Source organism: Natronospira proteinivora (assembly GCF_024170465.1).
Classification (GTDB): domain Bacteria; phylum Pseudomonadota; class Gammaproteobacteria; order Natronospirales; family Natronospiraceae; genus Natronospira; species Natronospira proteinivora.
In genome coordinates, this window is the sequence record NZ_JALJYF010000002.1 from 63,264 (window position 1) to 75,453 (window position 12,190).

Here is a 12,190-nt window from a genome sequence, read left to right on the forward strand (position 1 = left end):
TACCGATTTGATCGGGAATTTCAGACTTCCAGCGGCTGGGGCTGCTGGGCGGCGTGATCATGATCGGAGCCGGCATAGACCTTGAGCTTCCGATACATCTGGCGACCCAGGGGGCCCTTGGGCAACATACCCTTGACCGCCAGCTCGATCACACGCTCCGGATGAAGATCAATCATCTCGGAGAAAGAACGGCTCTTCATGTGGCCAATATAGCCGGTGTGCCAGAAGTATTGCTTGTCTTCGGCCTTGCGACCGCTGACACGCACCTTCTCGGCGTTGACCACTACGATGTAATCACCGGTGTCCACATGAGGTGTGTATTCCGGCTTGTGCTTGCCGCGGAGACGGCGGGCGATCTCGGTGCAGAGACGGCCGAGGGTTTTGCCTTCGGCGTCAACCACGAACCAGTCACGCTTCACGGTCTCCGGCTTGGCGGAAAAGGTCTTCATCTGAGTCCGCTCCAAAACCTTGAAAATTACGGGATTCATTGTACGGAGCCTGTAGGGCACCGTACGGCTTAACGGCGGCAGGCCATTCAGCTCCCGCTAAAAGGCGGCAATTGTACAGGGGAAAACCCCATGCCGCAAGCGCGGCCAGGGGAGCGATTCAGATCCGCAGATCCTCCACGATATGGCCGCCGATCAGGTGCTCATCCACGATGCGGTCCACATCGTCCTGGGAGAGATAGGTATACCAGACACCCTCCGGGTAGACCACCAGCACCGGCCCCTCGGAGCAGCGATCCAGACAACCGGCGGCATTGGCCCGGACGCCACCGGGCCCGTTAACGGCGGCCTCTCGGAGCCGTTTCTGGGCATATTTTCTCAGTTCCATGGCGCCATGGTCCTGGCAACAGGCCCGACCATCCTGGCGCTGATTGGTGCAAAAGAAGGCGTGTCGCTGAAACATACCGCTCATGGAATCCGGCCCTTTAGAACTTGTAATTGAGACCGACGCTGGTGATGGTATCGGTGCGAGTGGCTAGATCCAGGGCCGGATCATCCACATAACGGACGGTATAGGACAGATTCAGCGCCAACTCACCCACCAAAGCGGCCGAGAAGGAGGTAATGGATTCACCAAAGGTTCGATCACCATCACCGAGACCCGACTCAATACGAATATCTTGACTCAGACTGGCTTTGCTATTGATATCCCAACTAAAATCCGACGCCAATCGGATAATGCGATCACTGTCATTGGGGGTGCCATCACGAAACCTCACCTGACGGGCACCCAGACCTACTTCCGCGTCCAGGCGCGTATTCTCTGTAGCCACTAAACGACGACCGTAACCAAGGGCCTCGGTGGTCTGACGATCGATGTTCCGGATTCGATCCTTTTCACCGTTGACGGCACCGAAGAAGTAATCCCGTTCGGAAACGTCGTACTCGCTTTTGGTGGCGAGGTAATAGCGTTCTTCCGCAGTTTCCTCATCGGCGGTGGCCGATACGGCGCGTGCCTCGAAAGAATGGCCCCAGGCCCCTTTCTCTGCTCCCAATATCAATCGGGAATTCAAATCGGTCCGATCCGTGTTGCCACTCCGCGCCTGATACCCCACCTCGATGCGTCCCCCATAGCCCCACTCCATGAACTGCTCTTCCATATCCACATCGGAACGGTCCGGGGCATCATCGACGACACTGCCGAAAATACTGTGGTCGTCCGAGGAAAAGCTGTCGGCCAACAGGGGGGAGGAACAGGCAAGGAGAATGCAGGCTGAAAGGTAGCGCAACGGGCACTCCAGATGATGATTGGACAAATTATCCCGGCCTCCCGGACGAGAGAGACAGGGCCTTGTTTTTACGCGTATTATAGCGGCATGACCATGGTAAAACCCAACCCGGATGGAAATACACCCAGTCACCGGCCACCAGAAGCGGATAAACGGTGGGAATTCCCGCTGGCCGACGCCGATCAATGCGTCAAATGCGCACTTTGCCTGCCCCACTGCCCCACTTATCGGGAAACCCGCGATGAAAACGAGTCTCCCCGGGGCCGTATTGCCCTGATGCAGGGCCTGGCGCGTGATGAACTGACCGCCAGCGACCGCTTGGCGACCCACCTGGACCGCTGTCTCGGTTGTCGTAATTGTGAGCCTGTTTGTCCGGCCAATGTTCCCTACGGACGCCTGATCGATTCCGGCCGACGGCTTCTGGCCGAGAAGGGACGCCGGATCCGCCCCACGGAACGAATGGCCAATGTGGTACTGACCCGCCCTAGTCTGCTCTGGATGGTCAGCCGCCTGGGCTGGATTTATCAAGCTTCGGGCATGAAATGGCTGGCGGAGCGGTCGATCTTGCACTTCTTTCCAAAACTGAACCGCCTGAGTCGCCTGCTGCCGCCGACCCGCTGGCGGAGACAAGGGGTTCCCAAGACGGCCGGCCGCCAGGACAGAGGGTCGGTACAACTCTTTCTCGGCTGCGTGGCCGATGAACTGGATCCCGGTGTCAGCCGCTCCGCCAAACAGCTACTGGAGGCTGCAGGCTACGCCGTCTCAATTCCCTCGGCCCAGGGCTGCTGTGGTGCCCCCGCCCAGCATGGCGGACAAGCCAGCCAGTCCCGCCGGCTGGCCCAGCGGAACCTGGCTGCCTTCAATGACAAACTGCCGGTGATTGCCACGGCCTCGGGCTGTACCGCCACCTTGCAGGAGTACGCCGAAATTGAGGGCAGTGAAGATCATCACCGCTTTCAACAACAGGTCTGGGATATCTGTCAGTTTCTGGATGGTCGAGTGGATGGCCTCTCGTTTGAGGCACTGCCCTCACGTGCCGTACTGTATCTGCCCTGTAGCCAGAGAAATGTGGTTGGCGGCAGTTCGGCCATAATCCATTTACTGAAACGAATCCCTGAGCTGGACATCATCACGCCTGAGACCAAGGGAGAATGCTGCGGTGCGGCCGGCAGCTATCTGGTCCGCCAGCCCGAACTCTCCGATCAACTGGGCCGGCGTGCAGCCGAGGGGATAGAGGCGCAGAAACCGGATCTCCTGCTGACCACCAATATCGGCTGCAAACTCCAATTGCGCGCCCAACTGAAGGTACGGGGCCTGGATTGTGAAATCCTTCATCCCGTGGAACTCCTTGCCCGACAGCTTGCGATATAATCAAGCCATGACACAACGACAGCTCACCCCTCTCGACCAATGGATCAGCGGCATGGACCGGGGCCTGCGGACCCTGTTCTCCGGACAAACTCGCAGCGCCCGCCCCAGTCCTGCCGACGATCACCCGGACAACGACCTCAGCGATGAGGAACAACGCCATGTGGCCGGTCTCATGCGGGTCAATCATGCCGGTGAGGTGGCCGCCCAGGCCCTTTACCAGTCACAGGCACTGACGGCCCGCAACCCGGCGGTGACAGAACGCATGCAGGAAGCGGCCGACGAGGAAATCGATCATCTGGCCTGGTGCGCAGCTCGACTGGAAGAGCTGGGGGATGGCCCCAGCCATCTCACCCCTTTCTGGTATGCCGGGGCCTTCACCATCGGCACCGTGGCCGGCACCTTTGGTGATCGCTGGAATCTGGGTTTCGTGGCTGAAACCGAGGCACAGGTCTGCCATCACCTGGAAGACCATCTGGGCCGGCTGCCAGCCCATGACCAGCGCAGCCGCGCGGTACTGACCCAGATGCAGCAGGAAGAAGAGGAACATCGTCAAAACGCCCTGGAGGAAGGCGGCAGCGAGCTGCCCGCGCCGGTCAAGGGCATGATGTGGGCCGTATCCCGAGTGATGACCACCCTGGCCTACCGAATCTGAAGCACGGACGCGGGTAAAACCTACTTCATGCTCCGCCCGTAGAAGATCTCCTGCATTTCCCGATCCACCCGTTCCTCGATACGCCCGGCCTCGTTGGGACTGAGTTCGCGCTTGCCCATGCCAAACAGATAATCATTGAGCTCGAAATCCTTGAGCATCATCTTGGTGTGGAACATGTTCTCCTGATACACATTCACGTCCACCATCTGGTAGCGGTCCTGTGTATCGTTCGACAGGAAATTCTGGATGGAGGTGATGTCATGATCAATGAAGTGCTTTTCACCATCCACATCCCGGGTAAAGCCCCGCACCCGATAATCACACATAACGATGTCTGATTCGAAGGAATGTATAAGGTAGTTAAGCGCCTTTAGTGGACTGATACGACCGCATGTGGAGACATCGATGTCCGCCCTGAAGGTACTGATCCCTTCATGGGGATGGCTTTCGGGATAGGTATGGACGGTAATATGGCTCTTGTCCAGATGCCCCACCACGGCCTCCGGCAATGGCCCCGGCTCTTCCCGGGAAAGTGCTTCAGCCTCGGCTTCGGTCACTGGTTCCTCTGAGATGAGAATGGTCACCGAGGCCCCCTCGGGCTCATAATCCTGGCGGGCAATGTTCAGGATATTGGCGCCGATGATGTCAGAGACATCCGTGAGAATCTGGGTCAGGCGTTCGGCGTTATAGGCTTCGTCGATATAAGCAATATACTCCTGACGGTGCTTTTCCGTCCGGGCATAACAGATATCGTAGATATTGAAGCTCAAGGTCTTGGTGAGATTATTAAAGCCGTGCAGCCGCAGCTTTTCCATTCCGGCCTCCTTCTGGGGCAGGGAGCGCATCAAGGACCGTATTATCCTGATTGCATACCCTCGGCGAAAGGGTGTGCGCTTGTCATCGCCAGCTTTTTTCGGTCATAGTTACCATTCTTGTGCCGGTTTCCCTGATAGCCCACAAGCTGGCGATTCACCCTGGAGTAGAACCGCATGAGCAGAGACAACGCGCCTTTGCTGGAACCGGAGGATATGGACTGGTTTTTGTCCCATTGCCATGTCCGGCGCCTCCCTGCGCGCAAGCTGATCATTCATGCAGGTGCCTCCCCGGATTCCCTCTATCTGATCGTGGAGGGGTCGGTCACCGTACTCATTGAAGATGAGGATGGTAATGAGGCCGTGATCGCCTATCTTCATGAAAAGGAATTTTTAGGCGAGATGGGGCTGTTTGACGCGGAAGCAACACGCAGTGCCTTTGTCCGAACCCGAACCGAGTGCCAGATTGCGGAAATCAGTTATGCCCGCTTCCAGCGCCTGTGTGAGGAAAAACCGGATATCCTGTTCGCGGTGGGACGACAACTGGCACGCCGCCTGCAAAAGACCACGCGCCGCCTGGGTGATCTGGTATTTCTGGATGTCACTGGCCGGGTAGCAGCGGCATTGCTGGAGATGAGCCGCGAACCGGATGCCCTGACCCACCCGGACGGCATTCAGATCCAGCTAAGCCGTCAGGAATTGGGGCGACTGGTGGGCTGCTCCCGTGAAATGGCAGGGCGCGTACTCAAGTCCCTGGAAGAACAGGGCCTGATCCAGGCCCACGGCAAAAAGATCGTTGTGTTGGGCGCCGGCCCTGACCGGGAAGCGGAAGGGCTGGCTTCGGAATGTGGTCGCCCCTGACAATCAGCCAAGCGTTGAATCTGGCCTGCGAATCAGTTCCGCCAGCGCCCGCCCTGGGAATTCAGCTCGCATGAAGGCCTCTCCCACCAGGTAGGCCAATACACCGGCTTCCCTGAGCCGGGCCACATCCGAAGTGGCATGGATGCCTGATTCGCTCACCACTAGACGCCCCTCGGGAATTAGTGGTAATAGATCAAGGGTGGTCTCCAGGTGGGTCTCGAAGTGCCGCAGGTCGCGGTTATTGATCCCCAGCAGGGTCGTATCCAGGGCCAGAGCGCGATCCAGTTCTTCCCCATTATGCACTTCCACCAGCACGTCCAGGCCGTAATCCTGCGCTGCCCTGCTCAGCTCGGCCATTTGCCCATCATCCAAAATCGCGGCTATCAATAGAATGCAATCGGCCCCCATGGCCCGGCTCTCCACGATCTGCCAGGGATCAATCATGAAATCCTTGCGCAGTACCGGAAGGTCACAAGCCTGCCGGGCTTGTCTCAGGTATTTGGGATCACCCTGGAAAAAATCCTTATCCGTGAGCACGGACAGGGAGGTCGCACCATGCTCAGCATAATCACGGGCAATCGCGGCCGGCTCAAAAACCTCCCGTAATACCCCCTTGCTGGGTGAGGCCTTCTTGATTTCGGCAATCACGGCCGCCTCACCAGCGGCCACCCGTGCCTGCATGGCCCTTGCAAACCCTCTCGGGGGTGTTTGCTCCGCTGCCATGGCTTCAAGCGCCGGGATCGTGAACTGCTGCTTGCTCTCGGCAATCTCTTCCCGCTTTCGGGCCACGATGCGCTGCAAGATATCCGAGCGACTCATGAACGGCTCCTTGCTTGCAAGGCCGTCAGTACTTGATGGGCACAACCGTCCGCCAGAAGCTGTCGGGCCCGTGCCACCCCGTCCGCCAGACTCTGAGCCTGACCACAGACGTAGATACCGGCGCCGGCGTTAAGAGCGACCATATCCGCCGCCGCGCCCGCCTCCCCGTTCAAGACGCCGGCAATCAATCGGGCGCTCTCCTCCGGCCCGGAGACCGCCAGAGCATCCACCGGCGCCCGCGCCATGCCGAAATCTTCCGGGCTGACCCGTTGTTGACGAACCTCTCCCTCTTTCAGCTCAGCCAGCATGGTGGGGGCGCCAATACTGATCTCATCCAGGCCATCGTCGGAATGAAACACCAGGACATGGCGACTGCCCAGATCCTTGAAAACATGGGCGATGGGCTCCACCCACTCCGGGGCATACACCCCCATGATCTGATTGGGCGCAGCCGCCGGATTGGTCAGGGGCCCCAGCAGATTGAACAGAGTTCGTGTGCCCAATTCCTTGCGGGGCCCGGCGGCATGACGGGTAGCAGCGTGATGGGCTGGTGCAAAGAGAAAGCCGATGCGGATGGCATCAATACAGGCACCGCTTTCTTCCGGACTCATGTCGATGCGCACCCCCAGGCTTTCCAGTACATCCGCACTGCCGGAGCTGCTGGACAGGGAGCGATTGCCATGTTTCGCCACCCGGCCCCCGGCTGCGGCAATCACGAAACAGGCGGCAGTGGAAACGTTAAACAAACCACGCCCGTCACCCCCGGTACCGGCGGTATCCACCAGGCCTGCGGTGTCCACGTCGACCTTGCTGGCGAACTCCCTCATGACCCGGGCGGCACCGGCAATCTCCGGTACCGTCTCGCCCTTGGCCCGCAGGGCCGTGAGAAAGCCACCGATCTGTGCCGGGGTAGCCTCGCCCTGCATGATCTGGCGCATAACCGCACCCATCTCCTCGCTGGAGAGATCTTCTCCATCAATCACCGCAGCGATCGCCAGCTTGATATCCATGCCATGCCTCGTCGTTTTTATTTATAAGCTTCAAGGAAATTCCGCAGCATCTGGTGCCCGTGCTGAGTCAGGATGGACTCGGGATGGAACTGCACCCCTTCCACCGCCAGCTCCCGATGACGGAAACCCATGATTTCATCCCGTTCACCGTCTTCGGTCTGGGTCCAGGCCGTCACTTCCAGGCAGTCCGGCAAATCCTCGCCGGCCACAATCAAGGAGTGATATCGGGTCGCTTCAAAAGGGTTGTCCAGATCACGGAATACGCCCTTGTCGGTGTGATGCATCATGGAGGTCTTGCCGTGCATCACATCCCGGGCATGGACCACCCGGCCGCCAAAGACCTGGCCGATGGCCTGATGGCCGAGACACACCCCCAGCACCGGAATCCGGCCTGCAACCCGCTCAATCAGTGCCATGGAAATCCCGGCCTCATTGGGCGTGCAAGGGCCGGGGGAAATCACGATATGGTCCGGCGCCAGGGCCACGGCTTCTTCCACCGTGATTTCATCATTGCGATACACCACCACCTCCACACCCAGCTCCAACAGGTACTGAACCAGGTTGTAGGTGAAGGAATCATAGTTATCGATCATCAAGACCATCAGTTAATCCTTCGGATTAATTGAGTGAACAGTGAACAGTAAGGCTGTACCCACTGCTCTGCCCCGCTACTTTGAAAGGACAGCGCCAACCCAATTCAGCTTTTAGCACTTGGTTCTCAGTAAACTGCATGCAGTCAAACGATGCGCCGCCAGCTGTTCACTGGGAACTGCTCACTGTTCACTTCCTAAAACAAATCACCGCGATGCAGGCCCTTGCGGGCCAGTTCAGCGGCGCGAATCAGCGCCTTGCCCTTGTTCAGGGTTTCTTCCCATTCCTTCTCCGGCACCGAATCATGAACAATGCCGGCCCCGGCCTGCACATCCAGCCGACCGTCCTTCAACAGGGCCGTGCGAATGGCGATGGCGGTATCCATATCCCCCTGCCAACCCAGATAGCCGATGGCCCCGGAGTAGATGCCCCGCCGTACTGGTTCCAGCTCATCAATGATCTCCATGGCCCGCACCTTGGGCGCACCACTCACCGTGCCCGCCGGGAAACAAGCCTTTAAGGCATCCATGGCCCCCAGACCGGATTGCAGCTTGCCGGTAACCGAGGAAACGATATGCATCACATGGGAATAGCGCTCCACAATCATCCGGTCGGTGAGCCGCACACTGCCCGCCTGGCTGATCCGGCCCAGATCATTGCGCCCCAGGTCAATCAGCATCAGATGCTCGGCCAACTCCTTGGGATCGGCCAGCAAGGCCTCTTCCAGAGCCGCGTCCTCGGCCAGGGTCTTGCCCCGGGGCCGGGTTCCGGCGATGGGTCGCACGGTAAGGTATTCATCTTCCAGCCGGACCAGGATTTCCGGGGAAGAGCCGGCGATCTCGGCATCCCCCAGATCCATGTAATACATGTAGGGAGAGGGATTGAAACAGCGCAGGGCGCGATAAATATCCAGGGCATCCCCTTCCCAGGGCAGGGACAGGCGCTGGGACAGCACCACCTGCATGGCATCGCCGGCCCGGACATAGTCCCGCACGGTTTCCACGGCCTTGAGGAAATCGGCTTTCGGGAAACGGGGTTCGGGGGCCGGGAGTGGGCGTCCATTGGGTACGGGCCGGCGGGGGCTAGGCTGATACAGTTGCTCGCCCAATTCGTCCAGGCGCTGCTGGGCCCGGGACCAGGCATCCACGCTGTCCGGATCCACATTGACGATCAGAAACAGGCGTCCGCGCAGGTTATCGAAGACCAGCACCTCCTCCGACAACCATAGCTGAATATCCGGCGAACCACTCTCGTCGGGCTGTGTTCGATCCGCCAGCCTGGGCTCGATATAGCGGATGGTGTCATAGCCGAAGTAGCCCACCAGGCCGCCTGTGAAACGGGGCAATTGGGACAGGCGCGGGGCGGAGAACCCCGCCTGCCACTGGGCAATATCGTCCAGGGGATCGGCACTGGCTTCATCACTGAGCAACTGCTGGTCCCGGTAATGGCGCAAGCGACCCTGGTCCACCTCCAGCCGTTCACGGGCAGGCAAACCGATAATGGAATAACGCCCCCAGCGCTCACCCCCCTGAACGGATTCAAACAGATAGGTTCCCGGCCCCTTGCCATGGGCCAGCTTGAGATAGGTACTGAGCGGGGTTTCCAGGTCGGCGAGGATCTCCCGGTAGACCGGGATGCGGTTATGACCCTGGCGGGCGAGTACCTGAAATTGTGACTGATCCATGGTGTTCGGTCCTGACAGCATTCATCGACAAAAGGCCTGCTTCGGGCAGGGCACTGCGGCTGGCGTGCATGGCGCTTGGCCACCACCAGCCGTCCGCAGCCAGCCACCAATGATGGCAGCGGCAGGAGGACCCAACAGGCTGTTCAATGCGATGAATCAAAAATCCGACTCCATGGTCGTCTCGTCCAAGGTCAGCTCGGAAAGATCATTCAGGAAGGCATCCGGCTGCACATCCGAACCGACGAAGCCCTGATTATAACCATACTTCACGACCAAAACGGAACACCCCGCCGCCCGGGCCGCGCCCACATCCGCTTCCGAATCCCCCAACAACACGCTATTGGCAGCGGGAACGCCGGCCTGCTCCATCACCGCCCAGAGCGGTTCAGGGGCCGGTTTGCGCTGGGCCAGACTGTCGCCACCCAGCACCCAGGAGAAGAATCCATCCAGTGACAGGCCCTGGAGCACCCCATGGGTCAGGGCCTCGGGCTTGTTGCTGACACAGGCCATGGGGATTCGGTGCTCAGCCAGGGACTCAAGCAGGGGCAATACCCCCGGATACAGCCGGCTGTCCTGGACCAGGCGTGAACCATAAGCCGCCAGAAACAGCTCATGGGCATCATCCAGTTCCGCCTTTTCGGGCGGCCTGTCAAAGCCGGCCTGCAACAGGCGCTCAATAAGCTTGCGCGAGCCATTGCCCACCCACTGGCGAACCTGACTCTCCCCGGGTGGGGAGAGATCGGCCGCAATGGCGGTGGCATCCACCGCCGCGGCAATATCCGGCACGCTATCCACCAGCGTGCCGTCCAGATCAAAGATCACCAGGTCCGCCGGGTAGCTGTGCCCGGCGGCATCGAGACACCAGCGGCTCACGAGCGGGCCTGCTCGATTTCCTCCCGCATACCGGCAATCACCTGGCCATAGTCATCGGCGCCGAAGATGGCCGAGCCCGCCACGAAGGTATCCGCGCCGGCGGCGGCCACCGAGCCGATATTATCGGCCTTGATGCCACCATCCACCTCCAGGCGGATATCCCGGCCGCTGGCATCGATCCGCTTGCGCGCCTCGCGCAGCTTATCCAGGGTGGCAGGAATGAACTTCTGACCACCAAAGCCCGGGTTCACCGACATCAGCAGCACCAGGTCCACCTCATTGATCAACCAGTCCAGATGATTCAGAGCGGTGCCGGGATTGAACACCAGTCCCGGCTTGCAACCGGCATCCCGAATGGATTGAATGGTCCGATGGGGATGCTCGCTGGCTTCCGGATGGAAGCTGATGGTGGTCGCGCCCGCCTGGGCGAAATCGGGAATGATCCGATCCACCGGCTGAATCATTAGATGAACATCAATGGGCGCGGTCACACCATGCTTGCGCAGGGCCTCACAGACCATGGGTCCGATGGTGAGGTTGGGCACATAGTGATTGTCCATCACATCGAAATGCACCCAGTCGGCACCGGCGGCGAGCACATTGTCCACTTCCTCGCCCAAACGGGCGAAATCGGCGGAAAGGATCGAAGGCGCTATTACAGGTTTGGCCATGGGTTGACTCCGATTAAGTTTGCAGGGTCATTCAGGTTATTGGGCGGTGGCGGGTAGCGCCAGCTACAAGCTACAAGCCACAAGCTGCAAGCTGGCCGTGCCCGAGTCATACGAATTCATCCTTGTCGAGCCTCGAGCGACACCGTGAACCGCTACAGGCACCGCGCCCGAAGCAAATACCCGCCTGCTTGTAGCTTGCAGCTTGAGGCTTGTAGCGCGCTAAGGATGCAATGCATCCTTAGCGCATGCCGCGTGCTTCGCGGATGCGGTCGTAGGCGGCACGAATCTCCACGGTCTTTTCCTCGGCCAGCTTGAGCATCTCATCAGACAGGCCGCGAGCCGCCAGCTTGTCGGGATGGTGCTGACTCATCAGGCGTCGATAGGCCTTTTTTACTGCTTCATCATTACTTGTTTTGCTGATGCCCAATACCGCATAAGCTGCCGCCACATCATTCACCGGCGGCGGACGACGGGGCTGCCAGTTGCTGCTGGAGCGGCTTTGCTGGGCGGAAATGATGGCGATGACCTGATTGAGCTCGGGCCGTTTGAAACCCAGGTGATAGCAGGCCTTCTCCAGCACCCGCTGCTCGGCAGCCCGCACATGCCCATCGGCCAGGGCAATCTGGGCCAACAACTCCACGAATATGCGGGCACGATCAGTCCGACGACCGCAGATGGTTCGGGCACGGCGCAGGGCCGCTTCCAGGGGGAAGCCCTTCTGCTTGCCCTCGTTAAAACATTGTTTGACTCGCTCGGCACCGGCTTCGTCCAGGCCCAGCTGCCCAATAGCCTGACGCGCGGCCCCGATCTCGGCTTCGGACACCCGGCCATCGATCTTGGCCAGATGCCCCATCACCTGAAAGACAGTATCCGGGAAGCGGGCAGGATCGCTGCCCTGGCGACGGAATCGGGTAATCCCCGCCTGGCGGCGATCAAAGGCATGCCCAACCAGCAGGCCCACCAGCACACCCCAGGGGCCGCCGGCTACCCAGCCCAGGCCGCTCCCCAGGAGCTTGCCCCACCAATTATTGATATTCGCCTGCGACTCGGCCATGGAGAATGTACGGCAATGGAAAAGGACTATTGTCCGTCACTCGTGGCAAGAAAGAAA

14 protein-coding genes are annotated in these 12,190 nt (G+C 59.7%); 3 read left to right on the forward strand and 11 right to left on the reverse strand.

Translation table 11 applies throughout. From position 1 onward, the window contains the following. Nucleotides 1-20 precede the first annotated feature (20 nt). The 3 genes from rplM to J2T60_RS07625 form a co-directional block, all read right to left on the reverse strand. Complete coding sequence (gene rplM, locus J2T60_RS07615) at nucleotides 21-449, reverse strand: 50S ribosomal protein L13 (protein ID WP_253447874.1); 429 nt, start codon at nucleotides 447-449, stop codon at nucleotides 21-23. Between the two features lie 157 nt (nucleotides 450-606). After that, a complete protein-coding gene (locus J2T60_RS07620) occupies nucleotides 607-918 on the reverse strand; it encodes a (2Fe-2S) ferredoxin domain-containing protein (RefSeq protein WP_253447877.1) in 312 nt (103 codons plus the stop codon). A gap of 13 nt (nucleotides 919-931) precedes the next feature. Then, nucleotides 932-1,762 (reverse strand): DUF481 domain-containing protein, encoded by an 831-nt coding sequence (locus J2T60_RS07625; RefSeq protein WP_253447880.1) that lies wholly within the window; start codon nucleotides 1,760-1,762, stop codon nucleotides 932-934. Between the two features lie 60 nt (nucleotides 1,763-1,822). On the opposite strand from J2T60_RS07625, the gene J2T60_RS07630 reads away from it, so the two are divergent. Next, the gene (locus J2T60_RS07630; protein WP_253447883.1) at nucleotides 1,823-3,106 is read left to right on the forward strand and encodes a (Fe-S)-binding protein; all 1,284 of its coding nucleotides are present in this window, start codon (nucleotides 1,823-1,825) and stop codon (nucleotides 3,104-3,106) included. Nucleotides 3,107-3,113: 7 nt separating this feature from the next. Next, the gene (gene coq7 / locus J2T60_RS07635) at nucleotides 3,114-3,758 is read left to right on the forward strand and encodes a 2-polyprenyl-3-methyl-6-methoxy-1,4-benzoquinone monooxygenase (protein WP_253447886.1); all 645 of its coding nucleotides are present in this window, start codon (nucleotides 3,114-3,116) and stop codon (nucleotides 3,756-3,758) included. Between the two features lie 20 nt (nucleotides 3,759-3,778). On the opposite strand, the gene speD is transcribed toward coq7, so the two are convergent. After that, complete coding sequence (gene speD, locus J2T60_RS07640) at nucleotides 3,779-4,573, reverse strand: adenosylmethionine decarboxylase (protein WP_253447890.1); 795 nt, start codon at nucleotides 4,571-4,573, stop codon at nucleotides 3,779-3,781. Nucleotides 4,574-4,747: 174 nt separating this feature from the next. Here speD and crp point away from each other — a divergent pair, with 174 nt between their 5' ends. Further along, nucleotides 4,748-5,431: a cAMP-activated global transcriptional regulator CRP gene (crp, locus tag J2T60_RS07645; protein WP_366518295.1), complete on the forward strand. Its 684-nt coding sequence runs from the start codon at nucleotides 4,748-4,750 to the stop codon at nucleotides 5,429-5,431. Nucleotides 5,432-5,434: 3 nt separating this feature from the next. Here the strand turns inward: crp and trpC are convergent, their stop codons facing one another. The 7 genes from trpC to djlA all read right to left on the reverse strand — a co-directional run bounded on the left by trpC (nucleotide 5,435) and on the right by djlA (nucleotide 12,133). Continuing rightward, entirely contained in the window at nucleotides 5,435-6,250 is an 816-nt protein-coding gene (trpC, locus tag J2T60_RS07650; protein WP_253447893.1) for an indole-3-glycerol phosphate synthase TrpC, read from the reverse strand. Next, nucleotides 6,247-7,260: an anthranilate phosphoribosyltransferase gene (gene trpD / locus J2T60_RS07655; protein ID WP_253447896.1), complete on the reverse strand. Its 1,014-nt coding sequence runs from the start codon at nucleotides 7,258-7,260 to the stop codon at nucleotides 6,247-6,249. The genes trpC and trpD overlap by 4 nt, the downstream gene beginning before the upstream one ends. A 17-nt stretch (nucleotides 7,261-7,277) precedes the next feature. Then, nucleotides 7,278-7,862, reverse strand: a complete 585-nt coding sequence (locus J2T60_RS07660; RefSeq protein WP_253447900.1) for an anthranilate synthase component II — start codon at nucleotides 7,860-7,862, stop codon at nucleotides 7,278-7,280. Between the two features lie 185 nt (nucleotides 7,863-8,047). Then, a complete protein-coding gene (gene trpE, locus J2T60_RS07665; protein WP_253447904.1) occupies nucleotides 8,048-9,535 on the reverse strand; it encodes an anthranilate synthase component I in 1,488 nt (495 codons plus the stop codon). A 156-nt stretch (nucleotides 9,536-9,691) separates the two neighbouring features. Continuing rightward, nucleotides 9,692-10,408: a phosphoglycolate phosphatase gene (gph, locus tag J2T60_RS07670; protein WP_253447907.1), complete on the reverse strand. Its 717-nt coding sequence runs from the start codon at nucleotides 10,406-10,408 to the stop codon at nucleotides 9,692-9,694. After that, a complete protein-coding gene (gene rpe, locus J2T60_RS07675) occupies nucleotides 10,405-11,079 on the reverse strand; it encodes a ribulose-phosphate 3-epimerase (protein ID WP_253447910.1) in 675 nt (224 codons plus the stop codon). The genes gph and rpe overlap by 4 nt, the downstream gene beginning before the upstream one ends. A gap of 238 nt (nucleotides 11,080-11,317) precedes the next feature. Continuing rightward, complete coding sequence (gene djlA / locus J2T60_RS07680) at nucleotides 11,318-12,133, reverse strand: co-chaperone DjlA (RefSeq protein ID WP_253447913.1); 816 nt, start codon at nucleotides 12,131-12,133, stop codon at nucleotides 11,318-11,320. Nucleotides 12,134-12,190 lie beyond the last annotated feature (57 nt).